Annotated in this window: 18 protein-coding genes; 11 read left to right on the top strand and 7 right to left on the bottom strand. The window is 48.2% G+C overall.

The features are described from left to right. Window position 1: 1 nt before the first annotated feature. The 4 genes from WBG78_RS25460 to WBG78_RS25445 form a co-directional block, all read right to left on the bottom strand. Window positions 2-850 (bottom strand): heme/hemin ABC transporter substrate-binding protein, encoded by an 849-nt coding sequence (locus WBG78_RS25460; RefSeq protein ID WP_337329335.1) that lies wholly within the window; start codon window positions 848-850, stop codon window positions 2-4. A gap of 388 nt (window positions 851-1,238) precedes the next feature. Then, complete coding sequence (locus WBG78_RS25455) at window positions 1,239-1,898, bottom strand: response regulator transcription factor (RefSeq protein WP_337329334.1); 660 nt, start codon at window positions 1,896-1,898, stop codon at window positions 1,239-1,241. A 278-nt stretch (window positions 1,899-2,176) separates the two neighbouring features. After that, the gene (locus WBG78_RS25450; RefSeq protein WP_337329333.1) at window positions 2,177-2,821 is read right to left on the bottom strand and encodes an NUDIX hydrolase; all 645 of its coding nucleotides are present in this window, start codon (window positions 2,819-2,821) and stop codon (window positions 2,177-2,179) included. After that, the gene (locus tag WBG78_RS25445; protein WP_337329332.1) at window positions 2,818-3,867 is read right to left on the bottom strand and encodes a tetratricopeptide repeat protein; all 1,050 of its coding nucleotides are present in this window, start codon (window positions 3,865-3,867) and stop codon (window positions 2,818-2,820) included. Before WBG78_RS25445 ends, WBG78_RS25450 begins: the two co-directional genes overlap by 4 nt. Window positions 3,868-4,251: 384 nt before the next feature. On the opposite strand from WBG78_RS25445, the gene hisG reads away from it, so the two are divergent. The 10 genes from hisG (at window position 4,252) to WBG78_RS25395 (ending at window position 14,199) form a co-directional block, all read left to right on the top strand. Further along, the gene (gene hisG / locus WBG78_RS25440) at window positions 4,252-5,103 is read left to right on the top strand and encodes an ATP phosphoribosyltransferase (RefSeq protein ID WP_337329331.1); all 852 of its coding nucleotides are present in this window, start codon (window positions 4,252-4,254) and stop codon (window positions 5,101-5,103) included. A gap of 60 nt (window positions 5,104-5,163) precedes the next feature. Next, window positions 5,164-6,453, top strand: coding sequence for a histidinol dehydrogenase (gene hisD, locus WBG78_RS25435; protein ID WP_337329330.1), 1,290 nt, complete (start codon window positions 5,164-5,166; stop codon window positions 6,451-6,453). A gap of 5 nt (window positions 6,454-6,458) precedes the next feature. Further along, a complete protein-coding gene (hisC, locus tag WBG78_RS25430) occupies window positions 6,459-7,547 on the top strand; it encodes a histidinol-phosphate transaminase (protein ID WP_337329329.1) in 1,089 nt (362 codons plus the stop codon). 148 nt (window positions 7,548-7,695) lie between these two features. Beyond that, on the top strand, window positions 7,696-8,811 hold the full coding sequence (gene hisB, locus WBG78_RS25425; RefSeq protein WP_337329328.1) for a bifunctional histidinol-phosphatase/imidazoleglycerol-phosphate dehydratase HisB: 1,116 nt from the start codon (window positions 7,696-7,698) through the stop codon (window positions 8,809-8,811). 23 nt (window positions 8,812-8,834) lie between these two features. Continuing rightward, complete coding sequence (gene hisH, locus WBG78_RS25420; RefSeq protein WP_337329327.1) at window positions 8,835-9,419, top strand: imidazole glycerol phosphate synthase subunit HisH; 585 nt, start codon at window positions 8,835-8,837, stop codon at window positions 9,417-9,419. Continuing rightward, a complete protein-coding gene (gene hisA, locus WBG78_RS25415; protein ID WP_337329326.1) occupies window positions 9,416-10,129 on the top strand; it encodes a 1-(5-phosphoribosyl)-5-[(5-phosphoribosylamino)methylideneamino]imidazole-4-carboxamide isomerase in 714 nt (237 codons plus the stop codon). The genes hisH and hisA overlap by 4 nt, the downstream gene beginning before the upstream one ends. A gap of 1 nt (window position 10,130) precedes the next feature. Then, window positions 10,131-10,883, top strand: coding sequence for an imidazole glycerol phosphate synthase subunit HisF (gene hisF, locus WBG78_RS25410; RefSeq protein ID WP_337329325.1), 753 nt, complete (start codon window positions 10,131-10,133; stop codon window positions 10,881-10,883). 4 nt (window positions 10,884-10,887) lie between these two features. Beyond that, window positions 10,888-11,496 (top strand): bifunctional phosphoribosyl-AMP cyclohydrolase/phosphoribosyl-ATP diphosphatase HisIE, encoded by a 609-nt coding sequence (gene hisIE / locus WBG78_RS25405; RefSeq protein ID WP_337329324.1) that lies wholly within the window; start codon window positions 10,888-10,890, stop codon window positions 11,494-11,496. A 145-nt stretch (window positions 11,497-11,641) separates the two neighbouring features. Further along, window positions 11,642-13,618, top strand: coding sequence for a sensor histidine kinase (locus WBG78_RS25400; RefSeq protein ID WP_337329323.1), 1,977 nt, complete (start codon window positions 11,642-11,644; stop codon window positions 13,616-13,618). After that, window positions 13,618-14,199, top strand: a complete 582-nt coding sequence (locus tag WBG78_RS25395; RefSeq protein WP_337329322.1) for a phosphatase PAP2 family protein — start codon at window positions 13,618-13,620, stop codon at window positions 14,197-14,199. The genes WBG78_RS25400 and WBG78_RS25395 overlap by 1 nt, the downstream gene beginning before the upstream one ends. Window positions 14,200-14,282: 83 nt before the next feature. Here the strand turns inward: WBG78_RS25395 and WBG78_RS25390 are convergent, their stop codons facing one another. Together WBG78_RS25390 and WBG78_RS25385 are read right to left on the bottom strand one after the other, a co-directional pair. Beyond that, window positions 14,283-14,756 carry a DUF937 domain-containing protein gene (locus tag WBG78_RS25390; protein WP_337329321.1) on the bottom strand — a complete coding sequence of 158 codons (474 nt, stop codon included), beginning with the start codon at window positions 14,754-14,756 and terminating at the stop codon, window positions 14,283-14,285. Between the two features lie 106 nt (window positions 14,757-14,862). Next, window positions 14,863-15,447, bottom strand: a complete 585-nt coding sequence (locus WBG78_RS25385) for a riboflavin synthase (RefSeq protein WP_337329320.1) — start codon at window positions 15,445-15,447, stop codon at window positions 14,863-14,865. Window positions 15,448-15,956: 509 nt separating this feature from the next. On the opposite strand from WBG78_RS25385, the gene WBG78_RS25380 reads away from it, so the two are divergent. Beyond that, window positions 15,957-17,615: an amidohydrolase gene (locus WBG78_RS25380; RefSeq protein WP_443092803.1), complete on the top strand. Its 1,659-nt coding sequence runs from the start codon at window positions 15,957-15,959 to the stop codon at window positions 17,613-17,615. Between the two features lie 808 nt (window positions 17,616-18,423). Here the strand turns inward: WBG78_RS25380 and WBG78_RS25375 are convergent. Next, entirely contained in the window at window positions 18,424-21,960 is a 3,537-nt protein-coding gene (locus tag WBG78_RS25375; RefSeq protein WP_337329319.1) for a VCBS repeat-containing protein, read from the bottom strand. Between the last annotated feature and the right edge of the window lie 87 nt (window positions 21,961-22,047).

The raw sequence follows: 22,047 nt of genomic DNA, 5'->3' as shown, positions 1-22,047 counted from the left end.
ACTAGTTCGTTTTCAATTCAGGATGCAGCAATACGACGAGTTCCTTCACGGTCTCGCCGAAGCGCGGACCGAAGTTTGTGAGACGCAATGCATCAATGGCAATTACCTGGCGCTTTTTGCCGGCTGTAGTTTGCGCAACACCGGGTATCTTCAACACACCATCAAGTCCTCCGATACTTTCATAACCGCTGGACAGCAGAAGTAAATAGTCTGGATTTGATGCGATAAGCGCTTCGGTGTTCAACGGCTTGTAGCCCTGCTCGCCTCCAAACGCATTGGTCGCGCCGATGTACTGGGTAATATCCCCGAATGTATCTTTGCCTGCCGTACTAACAGTTGACGTTCCCCTATTATAAACGCACAATACTTTAGGCGTCGACGAAGTCTTCTTCAACAGGTTGGCTGACTCAGCCAGTTGTGATTCGTTCGTTGTAATGAGTTTCTCTCCTTCTTCTCCCTTGTGCAACGCAGTGGCTATTTGCCTGATAAACTTCTTCGTGTCCTCCCAGTTCTGCTTTCTGTCTACGATAACGAGTTTGATTTGCGTCGCGCGAAGCTGTGAAAGCACAGCGTCATCCACGTATTCTTTCTCAGCGATCACCATTGTTGGCTTCAGGCTAATAATACCTTCTGCGCTAATTCCCGTGCGGTATCCAATGGAAGGAAGTTTCTGAATGCTAGAGGGATACAGACTTGTCCTGTCTGAAGCTATTATCTGATCACAATTGCCGAGAGCGCACACAGTCTCAGTAAGTGCACTGCCTGCAGTTATAATTCGCTCCTGCGCCAGACATTTGGTTACAGTTGTTATATGAACACACGTGAATACAAGAAGGATCCGGAGTAGCATCTCTGTTTAGATTAATTCTAAACAAAAGTATAACGGTACTCCTACATGCGTCAATCGCCTGCACACGTCATTTTACTCTCACTCACTATGGTGAACATCATATCACCATAGAGAGGTAAGTGGCTATACCTCTAACAGGGTATGTGATACCTGTAGATGACTACCCGAATTCGGTTAGCATTGCCAACAGAAGTGAAAGAATTACTTACTGAAGCGAAGATTCAATGAAGAGACGACTCAATGGAAGAATGATGCTCACCACCATCCTCTACTTTGATAGATGCACGCTGGTTGCCGTCTGAGATCGTGGTTGCTTCAACTCCAGCGAATTTAAAAATGATTAATGATGATGTCGTTACAAACCGTCAGGGAGTCTTGATCAACGGAATTACTTTGCCTTTATCAATCCGAAATCGAGCGCGTAGATTACAAACTCGGTGGGCGACTTAATGCTGAGTTTTCGAATGATACTCTTTCGGTGCGTATGAACAGTATGTGGGCTGAGATGCAGCTCATCTGCAACATCCTGAGTTGAATAACCCGACGCGAGCAATGTGAGTATTTCAGTTTCGCGTGCGGTAAGTGAAGAAGTTGGCGCGTCAGGTGGCGAAGCGGAGAAGTGCTTTTCCATGATGATGTCCAGAATCTTGGCGCAATAGAACTTCTCCCCTTTTGCAACAGCATTTATAGCTTGCGTAATCTCTTCGCGGCTACAGTACTTCGTAACATATCCCAGAACCCCAAGCTGTAACACCTGCAGTATCGCCGCCTTGTTGCTGTCGGAAGATATAACCAGTATGTTGGTGTCCGGTGAATAGCTTTTTACTTCAGAAAGATCATCACGACTGATATATCCGTCGAGGTTGTAGTCAACGATCAGCACGTCGGGCGGATTTTCCTTTATTAAGCTTCGAAGCTGATTTGCATTGGCAACAAAGCCAAGTACTTTAACGTCGCCGAGATCCTCCAGAAAGCGCGCCAGACCCGCGGCTGTGAGCGGTTGCTTGTCGGCTATAAGGACTGTTGTGGGGGCTACCTCGAAACTCATTCTTCCCTGCTGGTTGATGATTTGGCCACCGACACAATATCCTGCCTCCTGTCAGAATTTACCACCTTCGTAGGGTAAAGTCTGAGCAACGCTACTCCATTCTCACTTAAAATACTGATTATCAGTCTACTTTCGCGGTCCTTAGCCATACTAGAAAGCACAATGATATCAGTTATTTAGACTTATTCCAAATAATATTCCATCACTTACCGGCTGACTACGGGTCTGCAGAGTGTCAGGGCTGGGCCTGGCTACGCTGTAAGTGGCGGAGGCGGCTACTATTGACCTGGACCATTTAATTCGCGTACAAGCTGCCGGAATTCGTTTAGGATCATCGCCGTGGCTCCCCAGACCATGGCGCCGTCGAGGATGAAATGGGGCGCCATCATTCTATACTGACCCGCTGCTACAATTTCGCTTTCGAGAACAGCATTGTCGGCGGTAAGGTTATCGAGTTCGCCCGATAGCATAGCCGCCACCTCGTAGCTGTCAGGCCTGAAGCCTGGGACATGATCAATGGTGGCAACTATGGGAGTTATGATAAAGTTACTCGGGATGACAAAGAAGCTGCTGAGCTGACCGACCACTTTAGGAAGCGATCTGTCAATACCGATTTCCTCCTCTGCTTCCCGCAACGCAGTTTCAACCGGGCTCTCTCCGAGTTCGGTCTTCCCACCGGGCAGACTCACCTGCCCGCTGTGTGCTCCGATATATTCCTGCCTTCTGATCAGCGGAAAACGGATACTTCCTTTGTCTTCGTATAGCAGGATCAAAACCGCGCCCGGCCGAGGCGGCAGCTTATGGGTAAAATTGGGTATTGACTTGTCAACGGCACGGGCCCGCATCAAATCATGCGCAACTGCCCCTGGTAACGGAGTCGCTAGACGCATACTGAGAAATGATTCAAGTGCAGATAATGTCATAGCTGGCGACACCTTTGACTTTTCTCTGCCTCGCTTACGTCACCCCGTTTAACGGCCTCCTCCAGATGTGAACACGCTTCTTTTCGATTGCCTGCTGCGAAGTAAGCATCGGCCAGGTACTGATCGACACGCTCTACAAATGAGTCCACGGACCTGGACTTTTCAAGGAGGCGAATTGCCTCTCCGGTATTTCCCTTCATCAGGTAATAGAGTCCTTTGTTTCTATAAGCCCATGCATTTTCCGGATCATTCATGATACTGTTGTCTATGTCTGTGCGGGCCTCTTCCAACCGGTTTGTGAGCAATGCCAGATACCCTCTGTTATTTATGAAATAAGGATCCTCCGGCCTGATGGCCAGTGCCCTGTCGATCATTGCGGAAGCAGAATCGTATTGCTTTCTCTCGATGAAAATCATGGCCAGGGTATTGTAGATGTTGGGCTCCCGGTTATCAAGATGCAATGCCCGTGAGAGCATGATCCGTGCGCTGTCGTAGTCCTTCTGATAGTAGTAGATCGTCCCGAGATTGACCATGATCTCAGCGTTGTCAGGTTCGCGCTGCTGCGCGCTTCTGAAGGCGGCACGCGCGTTCTCAAAATCACGAAGGCGAGCCAGGTTCAATCCCCGCATAAAATACGCTACCGCCGTATCCGGCTTAGCAATGATTATTTTGTCTATGTCAGCGAGTGCCTTGTAATATGCTTTCAGTTCGTATGCCGTGTTTGCCCTGTTGAAATAGGCTGCCAGGTAATCTCCTTTGCATTGAATGGCCTGATCGTACTGTTCCATTGCCATGCCGTAATCCTTCTTTGAAAAGTAGAGCGTGCCAAGGTTGTTCCATGCGTCTGCAAAACACGAATCGATCTTAAGAGCTTCTTTCAGATAGTATTCAGCTTTCTCCAACTGCCGGTCTCTCAGCATAGCGTTGCTCTGAGCCAGGAACCGTTGCATCCGGGTCTCCTTACTGTCGCCGCATCCGGCCACGTAAATTCCGGATACACATATTATCAATGGAAAGGCGAGGCGAAAATCAGGGAAGTACTTCATAGACTAATGCGAAGTAACTGCAGCTTATTCAATTCGTCAACTATTGTTGAGCATGGGCGGGGCGAACAGTTGTTTGCCCGCAGAAGTGAGCCGTTAAATCGATTTCATCGAAAACCTTTGTTATAGTGAAAGAGTTCAACCGGCGTCGCGGCTAATCTATGTCCTGCATGTTTATTCAATTTTCCGGGCCAATATTTTGAGATAAGGGAACAATTTGATTTCTTAGCAGCCGCAAATACGAAATGAAAGTAATCAGCAACACTTTTAGCCACCACCATCACCATGGAAACACCGTGAGTGGCAAGGCTATGTTCTGATATAAAAGAATATTCATAAAAAAGGCTTGCCACATGTGGCAGGCCTTTTTTGTTTAACTACAAAACTATGTTACGAATTGCCATTCAAAAATCAGGTCGTCTGCAGGAAGGATCGCTGGAGCTGCTCAAGGAAAGCGGACTCTCCTTTAGTAATGGGAAGGACCAGCTCAAAACTCAGGCGAGAAACTTTCCGGTCGAGATTCTCTTCTTAAGGGATGATGACATTCCACAGTACGTTGAGGATCGCGTTGCCGACGTAGGCATCGTGGGTGAGAACATTTATGTTGAGAAGCAAAAGAACAATGAGATTGTAAAGCGTCTCGACTTCGCGAAGTGCAGACTTTCGATCGCTATACCGCGGGCAGAAACGTATGGTGGCATTAAGTCGCTCGACGGCAAGAACATTGCCACCACTTATCCGAATATTGTAAAAGGCTTCCTGAAGAGGCATGGCATTTCGGCTGGCATCCATGAGATCAGTGGCTCTGTTGAGATTGCGCCGGGCATTGGTCTTGCCGACGCCATTTGCGATATCGTAAGTACGGGAAGCACTCTGCTTAGCAATGGGCTGAAGGAAGTGGAAGTCGTGATGCAATCGGAAGCTGTGATCATTGCAACGCCAGGCCTGGACGGCGAAAAGGCAGACATCCTCGACAAGCTTCTCTTTCGAATAGAGGCAGTGAAGAAGGCAAAGAACAACAAGTACATCCTCATGAACTGTCCTAACGATTCAATCAAGCTTATTACCGACGTAATACCCGGCATGAAGAGCCCAACCATTATTCCTTTGGCAAGGCAAGGATGGAGTTCCCTTCATTCTGTCGTAGACGAAAATGACTTTTGGGAGAAGATCGACCTGTTGCGCTCCTTCGGAGCAGAGGGCATTCTGGTAATTCCTATTGAAAAAATGATCGTGTAGTCGAAAGATGATTGTGTAATCGAACAGACGACCGTGTAACAACACTTAGCATCAAAAACCATGAAGATATTTCTCAATCCCGACAAGAACATCTGGCCAGAGATTTCAGTGCGCCCTCAGCTCGCGCTTGACTTTCTGGAGAGCTCCGTCCGGAATGTAATGAACCGGGTTAAAGCCTCAGGTGATAAGGCCCTTCGCGAACTAACCCTTCAATACGACAAGGCCGATGTTTCAACACTTCGAGTGTCGCAGAATGAGTTCGATGCCGCAGAGCGCGCGCTCCCTCAATCGCTGAAGGATGCCATCACGACAGCCGCTGCTAATATCTCAAAGTTTCATGCGGCACAGACGCGAGAACCAATGTCGACGGAAACAACCAGTGGTGTTTTGTGCTGGAGAAAGGCCGTACCCATAGACACTGTTGGCATATATATTCCAGGAGGTTCAGCTCCCCTGTTTTCAACTGTATTGATGCTGGGTATACCGGCATCACTCGCGGGCTGCCGGGAAGTAATACTCTGCTCTCCGCCGGATGCCAGTGGAAATATCAATGCAGCTATTCTGTTTGCCGCTAGCCTTGTAGGGGTTAAACAGGTCTTCAAGGTTGGCGGTGCGCAGGCGATCGCAGCAATGACGTTTGGGACAGAGTCTGTGCCACGCGTTTATAAGATTTTCGGTCCGGGCAATCAATATGTAACCAAGGCAAAGCAGCTGGCCATGGAAGAAGGAGTAGCTATAGACATGCCTGCCGGTCCGTCAGAAGTGCTGGTTTGGGCAGACTCAACAGCTGATCCAAATTTCGTCGCTGCCGATCTTTTATCTCAGGCCGAACACGGCGAGGACAGCCAGGTGATACTTGTTACGAACGAAGAAGGATTGGTAGCTACGGTCCAGGCGTCGATCGAACGTCAGTTAAAGGCGTTGCCGCGGAAAGCAATAGCAGAAAAGGCTCTTGCGTCCAGCCGTGTAGTTGTGCTGACCGATCAGCAACGTGCCATCGACTTTATAAACGAATACGCGCCCGAGCACCTTATCATTAACACTGATGATGCAGACGACGTTGTTGATAAGATCAGAAACGCAGGCTCTGTGTTCTTAGGCAATTACTCGCCAGAGGCAATAGGTGATTATGCTTCCGGCACTAATCATACGCTGCCAACAAATGGATACGCTAAATCGTACGCCGGCGTATCCCTGGAGAGCTTTTGCAAATTCATCACTTATCAGCGCCTTACCAAAGATGGTCTGAAGAAGCTTGGCCCGGTAGTTGAAACTATGGCGGAAGCTGAACAGCTCATCGGTCACAAGATGGCTGTCCGCGTTCGCCTCGACGCGCTTCAAAATTCATGATCAATATGTCCAATCAGATCTACATACGCCCGCAGGAATATATGCCATCCAATGCTACTTTCGATCTTAATGCGCTTGTAAGAGACAATGTCCGGCGAATGAAACCGTACTCTTCTGCACGGGACGAATTCAGCGGAGAAGCGGAAGTGTTCCTTGACGCCAACGAGAACCCGTACCCCTCTCCTTTTAATCGCTATCCTGATCCTTTGCAGTCAGAAGTAAAGCGATTGTTATCTCCGCTTAAGGGTGTGACACCGGAACAAACCTTCCTGGGCAATGGAAGCGATGAGGCCATTGACCTTTTGATCCGCGCTTTCTGCGAACCCAATCGCGACAGTATCATTATTACCGAGCCGACCTACGGCATGTATTCGGTGTGTGCCAACGTGAACGCTGTACGCACAATATCCCTGACGCTCGACCAGAACTTTGATCTCGACCTGTCGCTATTCCCGGCTTTGAACGATCCTTCGCTGAAGCTTATCTTTCTCTGCAGTCCAAATAATCCATCGGCCAATCTGTTGAACCGTGAACGCATTATACAGCTGCTGGAGCAATTTCAGGGTCTTGTAGTGGTAGATGAGGCTTACATCGACTTCACAACGGCACCGAGCTTCACGACGGAACTGTCGAAGTATCCTAACCTGGTGATCCTGCAAACCTTCTCCAAGGCGTGGGGCCTTGCCGGGCTTCGTCTCGGAATGTGCTTTGCGTCGAAAGAAATAATCGCCGTCCTGAACAAGATCAAATATCCCTACAATGTAAACATCAAAACACAGGAACTTGCAGTTGAAGCGCTATCTAACAAAGATCAAAAAGATCGTTGGGTAAAGGAGATCCTCCAGGAAAGAACCCGCCTGATCGAAGCTTTGCAAGGCCTGACGATTACACAGAAAGTATATCCATCGGATGCAAACTTTGTGTTGGTGAAAGTCACAGACGCTCCCGGCATTTACAAGCGGCTGATGAATATCGGCATCATTGTGCGCGATCGTTCCAACGTGAGGCTATGCGACAACTGCCTTCGCATAACCGTAGGCACTCAGCGCGAGAACGACAAGCTTATAGACGCTTTAAAACAAATCGTATCCTGATTCTAAAGGAGTTCGCGCCACGATTATAAAACAAATCAATATGACTCCAAGCAATTTGAGCCATGACTCTTAAGAACCCGGAACAACCACACCGGCACGTCTGGTGCCGAATCAAAATCAAAGAATCACCAAATCAACAAGTCAACAAATGACCCGTGTATTATTCATCGACCGGGACGGCACCCTGATCAACGAACCGCCGGACGAACAGATCGACAGTCTTGAAAAACTTGAATACTATCCAGGCGTGTTCTACTGGCTTCGCCGCATTGCACTGGAAACTTCATATGAACTGGTGATCGTAACCAATCAGGATGGACTGGGAACGGATCGTTTTCCGGAAGATACCTTCTGGCCTGCTCACAACAAGATGATGCGGGCATTTGAACTCGAAGGAATCCGATTCTCAGAGGTATGCATTGACCGATCGTTTCCTTCCGAAAAGCTTCCTACGCGAAAGCCGGGAACGGGCATGCTTACAAAATATTTCTCCTCCGGGTATGATCTGGCAAACTCCTACGTGATCGGCGATCGTACAACTGATGTTGAGCTCGCCAGAAACCTAGGTGCCAAAGGCATACTGCTTAACGACGATAGCTTTGCTGCAAAGCTTGATCAGTCCGGACTTACGTCAAGCTGCGCACTCATCACCAGAAGCTGGTCAGATATCCACGCCCTTGTAACGGCTACACGACGCAAGGCAAACGTTAAGAGAACAACGAAGGAGACAGATATCGATATCTCAATAAATCTCGATGGGCAGGGCGTTGCCTCCATTTCGACAGGACTTGGATTCTTTGATCACATGCTGGATCAATTGGCCCGACATGGCGGAATCGACATTGAGATTCGTGTAAAAGGTGACCTGCATATCGACGAACATCACACCATTGAAGATACCGCACTAGCACTAGGCGAAGCATTTTCCAAAGCACTTGGTGACAAGCGTGGCATCGAACGGTACGGCTACTGTCTTCCCATGGATGACTGCCTTGCTCAAGTGGCCCTTGACTTTGGCGGCAGGCCCTGGCTTGTTTGGGAAGCTGAGTTTAAGCGCGAAAAGATCGGCGAGATGCCCACAGAAATGTTCTATCACTTCTTCAAATCGTTCTCAGACACGGCGAAGTGCAATCTTAATGTGAAAGCAGATGGTGTAAATGAGCATCACAAGATTGAGGCGATATTTAAAGCGTTTGCCAAATCAATCAAAATGGCTGTACGGAAGGAAGGGAATCAATTACCCTCAACCAAAGGAATTCTGTAGCAGGAAACAAGGTTAATGACGACATGAAGATTGCAGTTATAAAATACAACGCGGGCAACATCCAGTCTCTGTCATTCGCACTGGAACGAATGGGTGTGGATTTTGAGATTACAGATAAGACGGAATCCATTACTGCCGCCGACAAGGTAATCTTTCCTGGCGTAGGCGAAGCAAGTACCACTATGGCTTACCTTCGTGAACACAAGATGGACCAGGTGATCAAAGACCTCAGACAACCTGTGCTTGGGATTTGTCTCGGAATGCAACTGATGTGTGCAAACTCGGAAGAAAACGAAGCGCAATGCCTGGGAATATTCGACGAGACGGTTCGGCGTTTTGTACCGCAGGGCGACATGAAAGTGCCGCACATGGGATGGAACACGATGACGCTCACCAATGGATGGCTGAGCAGGCAGCTGGACCAGGCCTACGCATACTTCGTGCACAGCTTTTATGTTCCGGTTAATCCTTATACTTCGGCGGTGACAGATTATATACAACCATTCAGCGCGGCCATGCATAAGAACAACTTTTATGCTGTCCAGTTTCATCCGGAGAAATCCGCTGAAGCAGGACAAATCGTATTGCAAAACTTTCTAGATGTATGAGAATCATTCCGGCAATTGACATTATTGATGGCAAGTGCGTCAGATTAACGCAAGGCGACTACGCCCAAAAGAAGATTTATAATGAGAATCCGCTCGAGGTTGCGCGATCATTCGAGGCCGCAGGATTAACACATCTGCACCTTGTAGATCTTGACGGTGCAAAGCGGGGTCAGGTAGTCAACTGGCAGGTCATCGAGTCCATTACAACTAATACCTCATTAAACGTGGATTTCGGAGGAGGTATAAAAACCTTCGAGGAAATAGATCGCCTGATCAATCTGGGTGTTAAGCAAGTGAACCTGGGCAGCATTGCTGTCAAGCAACCTGATAAGATAACGGAATGGCTGGAGCATTTCGGAGGCGAAAAGATCATCCTGAGTGCCGATGTGAAAAATGAAATGATATCCATTAATGGATGGCAACAGGATTCGTCTATCAACATAGTTACTTTCCTCCGTGACTACATCCAACGCGGTATCGAACATGTTACCTGTACCGATATCTCTACCGATGGCATGCTGAGCGGTCCCAACGTTGAGTTGTATAAAAAACTACTTCTGAGCTTTCCTCAGTTGCATGTGATCGCGAGTGGCGGGGTAAGTGTGATCGAAGATCTGCATGAACTGCGGGCCATTGGAGTGGATGGCGCGATCGTAGGCAAGGCAATCTATGAGGGAAAGATCAGTTTGGAACAATTGGCAAAAATGTAAGATGCTTACAAAACGCATAATACCCTGTCTCGATATCAAGGATGGACGGACGGTGAAGGGGGTAAATTTTGTTAACATCCGCGACGCGGGAGATCCCGTTGAATTGGGTGCCTCATATGCAGAACAGGGTGCCGATGAACTTGTGTTCCTGGACATCTCAGCTACGAACGAGGAACGCAAAACGTTTGCAACACTCGTCAAAGACATAGCGCGACACATTAACATTCCTTTCACTGTTGGTGGTGGCATAGGGAGTGTTCAGGACGTTGCGCCGCTGCTCGACGCCGGAGCGGATAAGGTCAGCATCAATTCGGCAGCCGTGCGCCGTCCGGAACTTATTGATGAGCTTTCCAGGGCCTTTGGCGCACAATGTATAGTCGTCGCTATTGATGCGCGCAAAATTGATAACGCGTGGACGGTTCATACTCACGGTGGCCGAAAGCCAACTGAAAAAAAACTTTTCACCTGGGCAAAGGAAGCCCAGGAGCGTGGTGCAGGTGAGATATTGTTTACCAGTATGGATCACGATGGAACGAAGAACGGATTTGCAATCGATGCTCTCAGTAAACTGAATCAATTGCTTACCATTCCCGTTATTGCTTCAGGTGGCGCTGGAAATCTTGGACATTTCGTAGACGCATTTGTACTCGGCAAAGCCGACGCAGCCCTTGCTGCCAGTATTTTTCACTTCGGCGAAGTACCGATCCCGAAGTTGAAATCATTCTTGAAAGAAAAACACATTCCTATACGATAGCACCATGCTCAATTCATCAGCGATTAATTTCTCAAAACTAAACGGGCTCGTACCGTGCGTCGTGCAGGATGCGCGAACTCATGTCGTGCTCATGTTGGGTTTCATGAACGAAGAGGCCTACAAGAAGACCGTTGCCGACAAGAAAGTTACTTTTTACAGTCGTAGTAAAAAACGCCTGTGGACTAAAGGTGAGTCGTCGGGCAATTATCTCACCCTTGTTGATGTATTGCTTGACTGCGATCAGGATACATTGCTTGTCAAGGCCATACCGGCCGGGCCTGTCTGCCATACCGGTGCGGCTACCTGTTTTGGTGAAGACAATGCAACGTGGAACCTGGAAACACTCGAGGGTATCATCCAGGACCGCAAGGGAAACCCACAGAAGGGTTCCTACACAAACACCCTGCTTAACGCCGGCATTAATAAAGTCGCTCAAAAGGTAGGCGAAGAGGCTGTCGAGCTCGTTATCGAGGCGAAAGACAATAACAACGACCTGTTTATGGGCGAAGCAGCTGACCTGCTGTATCATTATGTTGTACTGCTCGCAGCAAAGAATGTGAAACTGAAAGACGTGTTTGGCGTATTGCAAAAGCGGCACCAGAAAAAGTCGTAACAACCGACCCGGCATTGGTCGCTAGCTAATGCGGCCTCCCGGTTTCAAGTGATGATGACCGGCCATGAGGTGGTATTTGCGGTGCTTTATTTGCAATATTGTGATACATTTGTGTGGTTAGGTACGATTGTGAATAGAATGACGCATGCAATTTCTGCACAAGCTAGTTAACACTGGAGTTAATTACCCCTCGACTTCTTCCGCTCAGCGGGGCCTGCAGCTGGCCAATGCCATCGCGACCATTTTCTTCCTGTTAAGTCTGATCGTTGCCTTCATGTACTACATCTGGTACGGCTGGTATCCCCTAACCTGGTTAATCCCTCTCACCGGATTCAGTGCTTTCGTTATTATCCTTTTTAACAATCAGGGATGGATTTACGTCAGCCGTGTTTGGCTAAGCATCGGACCTGCTATTCTGGTGACATCGCTTTCCATTTATTCGAAGCGACTGTATTATGACCAGCAGGCAGAGCTTGATTACTTCACCTTCAGAATGGTCATCCTGGCTTCATGCGTTATCCCATGGGTTGTATTCTCGTTGCATGAACGAATTGCCCTGATTTCATCATCTCTGCTGGGGTTGATGATTCTTATGCTGCATGATCCTTTGCACTTTTTATTCGATGTTCCGTATCAGCAGGACAAGCTCAGAGTATTCAACTATTATTTCACTAACGTAGTTGTCTTCATTGCTTTCGGAATTATTACGGCAAGTCTTGGCTTCCTTCGCTATATATCAGACAAGCACGAAGACAGGAACGTTGAACTGATCGAAGATCTGGCTCTCGCTAACCGGATCCTCATGGAGCGTAATTCAGAGATAGAAGCACAGAGTGTAGAGATTCAGGCGCAGAGTGACCTTGTACATGAAAGCCAGAGTCAACTGATTGAAGCGAACCGACTCATTGACGAGCAGCGAAAACAATTGTTTAGCCGTAATCAGTCGCTGGAATCGGAGCTTATAGAGAAGAATGCAAAGCTTACCGATACGAACTCGGAGCTGATCAAGCACAATAATGAGCTGCGACAATTCTCGTACACTGTATCTCACAATCTTCGCGGGCCTGTGGCCAGCTTACTGGGACTTATCAACCTCATCGATACCCGACGCGTGCATGATGCGGACAAGGATATATTCTCGCATCTTATGACTGCCACCAGACAGTTGGATCAGATCATCAAAGACCTTAGCAAGATCATTGATATCCGTCATGATATATTTCGGATCCGACAGCGAATTGATCTGGGGGGCGAGGTACATGATATAGCTCAGGTGCTGAGAAAAGACATTGAAGAGCAGCATGTTGAAATCATTACAAACCTACAGGGCTGCACGCATATCTATTCGGTAAAGCCGATGGTCAGCAGTATATTATACAACCTGATCAGCAATGCCATCCGATACCGATCGAATGAGCGGAACCCGGTGATTCAAATAACGTCGCATGAAAACGACGACTATTACTTCCTGGAGATCGAGGACAACGGACTGGGTATTGATCTCCATCACAACAAGGACCACCTGTTCCGGCTGTACAAGCGATTCCATTTTCATACCGAAGGCAAAGGACTTGGATTGTACCTGGTTAAGCTGCAATGTGAATCATTAAGCGGCGTGATCGATGTGGAGAGCGAAGTGAATCGGTTCACCAGATTCAAAATAAAATTCAGAAAGCCTGCCAACATTGAGCGTCAGATTCTGTACCAGGAGGCGCACGCGGAGATCTTCTATGATGCCAAGATTAATGTAACTGGCGTTGTGTGGCTGCGACCTGTTAGCAGTGAAGAGTATCGGAGTGTATTCAGAAAGTGCCTTGAATTCGTACGCACTTACAATACACCTAACTATCTGTCTGATATGACCAGGCAGGGAAACATCGATCATGACGATCAGCGGTGGATGATGGAAAGCATTATGCCACATGCAATCAAAAATGGCTTGAAGCGTATAGCAACCGTGTTGGGAGATACCAAACAACCGCTGGTACGCGAATACAATTTGCTCCTTAACGAGGAGATCCACGCTATGGGTGCGGAATACCAGTTCTTCGCCACTGGCCATGATGCCTACGAATGGCTCCGGCAGGAAAACGAGAGAGCTGCGATCGTATCCCTTCTCTGATGATTGAGACGCTTAGCAAATTTGACGAACGCGCTTTTCTCGCCATAAACGATATGCACACATCGTGGCTTGATCCTGTCATGATGTGGTGTTCGGGAAATGTGATCTGGTTGCCGCTTTATGCATTCCTTTTGTACCAATTGTTTAAGCTTCCGAAGGCCCGTGCCTTCGTAGCGGTGATTTGTATTGCGATCGGCATTACTTTTTCGGATCAGCTGACCAGTACTTTAATAAAGCCAATAGTTGAACGCCCACGGCCGACATGGAACAGCGAACTCAGTGCGCAAGTGCATACTGTTGATGGATACCGTGGTGGCCACTATGGCTTTCCTTCAAGCCACGCGGCCAATACATTCTGTGTTTCGGTTTTGCTTTCTCTGGTAATCGCAAGGCCATGGACACGGTGGCTGTTCGTCTGGGCAGCATTGGTCAGTTACTCGCGCATCTATCTGGGCGTACATTATCCGGGTGATATCATCACAGGCGCCGCTCTCGGTAGTATGTGCGGTGCAATAACCTTTCTCCTGTATAAGGCAGGCTGCAACGGCATAGAAAAAATGAAGGCAGAGAAAGCCAGCTGATTGTGCATGCGTGACTACTTCCTCTGCCTCCTGAAACCAATGCTCTTACAAGTCAATGGTTTTATGCCGGACGTGTATGCTGCTTAGCCCAGAATTTTCCCGAGCACGCTGCCTATTCCTCCCTGCCCTGCGACGTCGCCAAGATTCATTCCGCTATTGCCGGTGAATCCGCGCAGCATGTCCTGCAAATCGAAGTCACTGTCGTTAGGATCGTTGGTCTTGTTGACGAACTGATTCATTACCTGAGGAATTAATCCCGCAGCAATGGTCTGAGCCGTCTGAGGCGAAACGCCAAACTTAGCAGCAAAGTCGCCGGCAACTTTTGAAATCATCTGAGTGACCATCGGATTGCTGGCCAATGAACTGACGCTGGCTCCATTAAACAAAGATGTTACCTGCTGAACATTGCCCTGAGCAGCGCCACTTTGAAGTCCGCTGAATATTTGCTGCGCCACGCTTTGAATTGCAGCGTTGTTAAACTGATTGGGGACCGCATTGTTGTTAACAATCGCATCACCTGCATTCTGCTGTACAAGTTTCACTAATTGGTCGATCATAAACAGAGGGTTTTATGGTTAACAATTCACTGAAAATGAACAAGCGGCAAGAGGCCCCTGCCGCTGCATTCGATGAACGAATGTAGCACATCAGGGCGACTTTCGATTATCCGCGATCCAATAATCGCTTCACGTATTTCCCGATGATGTCGAACTCGAGATTGACCGTATCGCCGGCCTTCAGTGTGCCAAAAGTCGTGTGCTCGTGAGTGTAGGGTATAATCGCCACGGTGAATTCACCTTCTCCAGAATTGAAGCAGGTAAGACTTACGCCATTAATAGCTATAGATCCTTTTTCAACTGTGACATTGCCCAGGCGGGGATCATACGTGATAACGAAGATCCAGCTCCCGTCGGCGTCCGTTACCGATTTTACGACACCTGTCTGATCGACATGGCCCTGTACGATATGACCATCGAACCGGCCATTGTTCAGCATGCAACGTTCCAGGTTAACATCGTCGCCTACTGACAGTGACCCCAGATTGGACTTCTGTAATGTCTCGTCGATAGCCTCAACTTTGTGAAGCGTGCCTTTGACGTCAATTACTGTAAGACACACGCCATTGTGGGATACGCTTTGATCCACGCGCAGCTCCCCTCCCAGTTTACTATCTATGTGGAAGATTGTATTGGCCGCCTTGTCAATCCGGACGACCTTTCCCATGGTTTCGATGATGCCAGTGAACATAAGTTTATGTGTGTAGCGCAATATTAGCGAATAGCTGTGAACCTGCTGCTTTATTTGATGCGTTCAGTTTATCAATAGCGTCGTATGGTTAAGGTGGCCAACGTTAGCTGTGTTCATATACAGGGTTTCAGCGACTGGATTTTACTCGGCAGTGAAATCGAGCGGGACTGCTCGTCTCAATGGATCATCTGGAAATGAAATGCAGCTGATTTTATCCGTAAAATAAGGTCGCTGAAACCCTGTATATGAACACAGCTAACGTTGGACAGCACCCATAAAAAACTCGCATTCGGAATTCGCCAGTACAAGCGTTTGCGCATTCGGCATCGTTCGAGCGTTATCGTTTCGCACCGAATCTTTGAGACCACGTAGCCGCTTCGTTGCACTCGCGACGGAAAAAGCGCAAGCGCTGGAGTGAACGAACCTCACGGGCGCTTAGTTGCCTCTTGACACACGCTTCTGTTCGCGAATCATTTTTTTTTGTATGTTACCTCATAACCTAAACCACAATGAGAAATATTCTAATTATGCTGGCCACAGTGCTGGCTTGCCATGCTGTATCCGGGCAAGCGACACTTTCTCCGGAAAAGATTGCCAGTTTAAAAGAGGAGGTGCTGCGCGAAGTAGACAAGCAGGCGCCACTCGCACAGCAAATCAATGACATGCTTTTCAGCTTCGCAGAACTTGGCTTCCAGGAGTTTGAGACACAGACCTACCTGACTCAACTGCTTGAGAAGAATGGATTCAAAATTCAAAAAGGCATAGCGAACATACCGACAGCGTGGACGGCAAGTTGGGGAAATGGCAAGCCGGTAATTGCTCTTGGCTCAGACGTAGATTGTATTCCAAAGGCATCACAAAAGCCCGGAGTTGCCTATTGGGATCCGATAGTAGAGGGTGCACCCGGCCATGGTGAGGGACACAATTCGGGCCAGGCGCTCAACATCGTGACCGCGCTCGTTGTGAAAAAGATCCTTGAGCGGGAAAAGTTAAGCGGAACACTTATGCTTTGGCCCGGTATTGCAGAAGAGCAGTTAGGCACCAAGGCTTATTATATACGCGAGGGCTTTTTCAAGAATGTGGACGCCTGCATCTTTACTCACGTGGGAAGCAACTTCTTCGTTTCCTACGGCGACGCCGGCAGCACCGGACTTGTTTCAGTTAAATTCGACTTTGATGGACAGGCCGCCCACGCAGGCGGAGCTCCCTGGCGCGGGCGTAGCGCGCTGGATGCCGTAGAACTGATGAACGTTGGCTGGAACTATAAACGTGAACACCTTCCGCTCACACAACGGTCGCACTATGTGATACCCGATGGTGGTGATCAGCCCAACGTCGTTCCTTCCAAAGCATCAGTCTGGTACTATTTCCGCGAAAGAACTTATACGGATATTAAGAAGCTTTTCGACACAGGACTTAAAATGGCCGAAGGCGCGTCACTAATGACGGATACAAAATTCAGCTATCAGATCCTGGGTTCAGCCTGGCCCGGACACTTCAACAAGCCTATGGCCACGGCGATGTATCAAAACATAAAAAAAGTTGGATTGCCAAAATGGTCCGACGATGATCAGCTACTCGCCAAAGCAGCACAAATCGAACTGAAGGCGACAAAAGTAGAAGGTCTTCCGGTCAAGCTCGATACCATTGGCGTTCCCGACGACGCCAAACCCGAATTAAAAGGATTAATAGGGCAATCCCTGATTCCTCTTCGCGGTGGAAGTGATGACATAGCCGATATTTCATGGAATGTCCCAACAATTGTGTTGTACTACCCATCCAACATTCCCGGTTTGCCTGGGCATCATTGGTCGAATGCGATCTCCATGGCGACACCCATTGCGCATAAGGGTATCGTTGCCGGTGCAAAGGTGGAAGGGCTTACGCTGATCGATCTGTTCACGTCGCCTGATTTAGTAAGCCAGTCGCAGGCCTATTTCAAAGACATACAGACCAAAGACATCCAATACACGCCTCTTATGAGGCCTGAAGACAAGCCAGCAGTATTTCTTAACAAAGGAATAATGGCGCAATTCAAGCCCCAGCTGCAGAAGACATACTACAATCCAGCAAAGTATAAGAGCTATCTTGAGCAACTAGGCATAACATATCCAACGGTAAGGCAGGACCAACGCGATGCTATTAACAAATTAAAGGAATCAAAATAAAGCAGCGTCACGGCCTTTCGCTGATCAACATTTTGGCGATTCGATGAGGGGGTGCCAACGTTAGCTTCGTTTGAAGACAGGGTTTGAGCGACTGGATTTTACTCGGCGGTGGGATCGAGAGGGACTGCTCGTATATGCGAATTATCAATTTAAATTTAGAACCTGATTCTATCCGTAAAATAAGGTCGCCCAAACCCTGTCTTCAAACGCAGCTAACGTTGGACTCTTAATTCGTTATCGCCATGTGATGAACAGCAACAGCGAAAAAGTGTGATGCTACTTCCTTTTGCGTAACAATGCTGTTAATGGATCGTGCGTGCGTTGGTGCTTCTTACACGTCTTAAGACCACGTAGCCGCTTCGTTGCACTCGCGCGGTCGCAAGAGACTGCTCGTATGCGCGAATTATCAATTTAGATTAAGAACCTGAATCTATCCGTAAAATAAGGTCGCCCAAACCCTGTCTACGAACGCAGCTAACGTTGGACTCTTAATTCGTTATCGCCATGTGATGAACAGCAACAGCGAAAAAGTGTGATGCTACTTCCTTTTGCGTAACAATGCTGTTAATGGATCGTGCGTGCGTTGGTGCTTCTTACACGTCTTAAGACCACGTAGCCGCTTCGTTGCACTCGCGAGGGATAGCGCTGGCCTGGTTTAGCAGCACATGCGGTCATAAGCCTGTTGGGCGACCTGCAACAGAAATCGGCTTAGTGGGATGTGGTTCTGTGCTGATTAACCGCAAATTGTAACACTCTAAATGTAGAATGTAACAGTTGTTTGAGAAGGTGCAGCAGGGGAATGATGGGCTTATATCCTTATAGGTGAGAGCTTACGCGCGACACCCTTAGAATTATACAACACAAGCTCCTTAACCATCGCAGGCATCCTGAACATTCGCGATGTCTGCGACATAAATCCCGATCCATAATAAAATTCAATGCGCTGCTTTCTGCCATCAGCGAAAGTGATGTCGCCATACAGCTCATCCGCTTTTAACGTAATCACTTCGTCGTTAGGAAGGCGTGTAGATTCGAATACTTTAAGGCTGTCCTTATTTTGAGATGCAAGCCACAGCTCTCCCCCATTAGAAGTAAACAGGTTTACGAGTGCCTTCGCGTCTCCTGGTGTATAGAAGCCACTCGAGGACGAGGGAACAGCTTTGAATCCATTCTTCCCGTCACCGAGGAGAACGAGGCCAGTAAAGGCATCGTAGCGTCCGGCGAATACTTCATTTCCATAATCATTACCTACGAGTACGAGATCCAGGTTGCCGTCGTTGTTCACGTCCGTAACCTGCATTCCATTCACAGGCGCGACCTGAACTGCAGTTGGCAATTCCTTCAAACGAAACCTGCCGCTGCCAAGGTTTTCAATCAGGCTTGTGCTCATATTGTTTGCCTCAAGTGTGAGGGCGCCCTTTAAGTCATCGGGTGAGAGCAACTGATCGATAGTCGCCAGGCTGTAGTGCTCGTACCGACTGTACTTGTTTCTGAACTTGGGGCTCTGTGAATTCAGTTCATCCCAGAAGTGAATTGGATAGAGATTGCGGACGTCACCAGACATCGATGCCCTCTGGAAGCATGCGAGAACCGGATCAACGCTTCCATTGCCATCAAAATCCTTGGCAAAGATCCTGAGCGGCTGATCATGTCGTACCTGGTAGTTGTTGTTGTTTCCGAGATTGCCAGCGATGTAGTCAATATCTCCGTCGTTATCAAAGTCGCCTCCTGCAAGACTGTTCCACCACCCTGATTCATTTTCAATACCACTGTTTTGTAAACGCCTGAGAGTTCCTTCGCTGTTCTCAAAGAACTGAACGGCCATAAACTCGCCAACAACAACGAGGTCGGGTTTGTTATCATTATTAAAGTCCGTCCAGAGCGCATCGGTAACCATACCGATCCTTTCAAGGCCGGTTGTCAATTCTGCAATAACGTTCGTGAATGAGCCTTTGTCATTTCGCAGCAACATGCTCTTCGGAGGCATTGGATATTGGCCTGGTACCACGCGGCCGCCAACGAATAAATCGAGATCGCCGTCGCCGTCGAAGTCAGCAGCGCGCACGCACGAACCGCTTGAAGCCTCCTTAGGCAGAGCGGCAGCATCGGGTGTGAATGATCCTTTCCCGTTATTCCGATAGAATCTATCCTGGTAGGCTGCCGAGTCGGAGGCTTCCATACTTCCACTCACTACGTAAAGATCCAAATCCCCATCGTTGTCTGCATCGAACAACAGAGTGCCCATGTCCTCCTGCTCCTTGCCTTCAGTATTGATCGCATTAGGCTTCAGAACAAATGATCCGTCGCGTTGCTGAAGATACAACGACGTTTGATGTGATGACGATCCACCAATGACCACATCGTCAAGACCGTCATTGTTTGCATCGCCAACCGAAAGCGAGGGACCGGACTGACTGAACTTATGAGGAATAGTGCGTTGGATGTTGTAATCAATTTTATCTTCCTCGCTGTGAATGAAGGATGGTTTGAATAGCTGCTTCACGGGCTGAAATGAAGCTACGCTTGTGTTACCTGGAATTGCATGGGAAGGTGGAAGTTTTTTGTATGTGATTGTGTTTGTCTGATCTGGCTTTGCATCCGTTACCACCTGATGGCTGCCGTCAGGCCAATCCACAACAACGGAATCAAGCGCCGTTGTTGTTCCCAATCCAAACTGGACAAACGGTTCTACAGATGAGAGGAAGCCGCGGTAGACAGTATATTCAGAATACTGCCGCTTACCCTGCTGCTGATATAAGGTGACCTTAGCTCCAACGGCCTGGGTATTGGTCGGTGTTCCCTGCAGCTTGATGCGAACGTAGTGTGCTTTTACAGTGTCATTCTTATCAGGCGGGAGCAGTGTATTCTCGTAAACAAATGCTTTGTCGTTGATGTTATTAACCACATAGTCGAGATCGCCGTCGTTGTCAAGGTCCGCGAAAACGGCCCCGTTTGAAAATGACGGCGTGCCCAATCCCCACTTTGTTGTAACATCCGAGAACGTGAGGTCGCCGTTGTTTCGAAATGCGTAGCTCGGAATTTTGATCACAGGGATTGAGTCGATCAAGGTACGGTTGCTGGCAACATTTCCGACATCAGCGCGATAGTTGGCAAAGTCCTTGTCGGTTATGTCTTTTGGAAATCCGTTGGTGATCAGAATGTCTTTGTTACCATCATTGTCGAAGTCGGCAGCAAGTGGCGACCAACTCCACTCCGTCTGATAAATACCGGAGAGTTGCCCTATCTCACTAAAGCGAATGCCTTTGTCAGCGCCGTTGTTGATCTGAAGCATGTTCCGTACGTACTGATATTCATAGCCGAACTTTTCGTTGTTGATGTAGGTGAGGTAACTCTTGTTGCCAATAGTTGTCTTCTTCCTGGCGTTCGTTTCGGGAAGCATATCGAGTGTGATAATGTCCGGCAAACCATCGTTGTTGAGGTCTGCCGCGTCGTTACCCATCGAAAACATACTGGAGTGTCCAATCAATTCACGGGTCTGATTGGTGAAAGTGCCATTCCGGTTGTTTATGTATAAGATATCATTCGACAGGTAGTCGTTCGAGACATAGACATCCGGATATCCATCAAGGTTTACGTCGCTGATGGCAAGACCGAGACCGAATCCTTCATGAACGATGCCAGCCTCGATTGTGACATCTGTGAATGAACCGTTGCCATCGTTACGATATAGCTTGTCGTTGTTTTGCGCCGAACCATCAACAATCTTCTCGCGGTAATTTGTTGGTACGTTGGTGAGCCGTTGATTGACGAGAATGTAAAGATCAAGATCGTCGTCGTGGTCGTAATCAAAGAAGGCGGCCATTACGCTGTGACCATTGTAGTCGATCTTGTATTTGGCAGCCTCTTCTTTAAAAGTTGGAACTCCGGAATCGTCGGCACCCTGATTTACGAAAAGCATGTTTCTTCGTAATGACGGGTCGTTGTTGGTGGTGGCGCAAACGTACATGTCCATCCAACCATCGTTGTTGATATCGACTACAGCAACGCCTTCGTTCCATCGCTTTGGCACGTTGACATTTGCCTTATCGGTTACATCATCGAACCGGAAGTTTCCTTTATTCAGATAGAGCCGGTTGGGCACCTGGTTGCCCGTGAAGAACAGGTCTTGCAGGCCGTCGTTATTGAAGTCGGCCACGCCCACACCCCCACCGTTGTAGATGTAATCGTAGGTAAGGATATTAAAGCTGTCGGACTCATCGACAGTATTGGAGAAGTCGATGCCAGTATCGTCTGCGTCATGCAGAACGAAAAGCGTATCGGGTGCTTTTTTTCCGCAGCCTATTGAGAACAATAGCAGCAAGCCAAAACAGCGGGATACAAGCATATGAGTCGAGTGTTTCATTGGGGAATATACGGTGCTATAACGAGTCAAGATGGCAAGATTTCTTTGGAAAAGAATGAGATTGCCAGA

It is taken from the genome of Chryseolinea sp. T2, from assembly GCF_037203685.1.
Taxonomy (GTDB): domain Bacteria; phylum Bacteroidota; class Bacteroidia; order Cytophagales; family Cyclobacteriaceae; genus Chryseolinea.
This window is presented reverse-complemented; position numbering and strand designations above follow the sequence as displayed.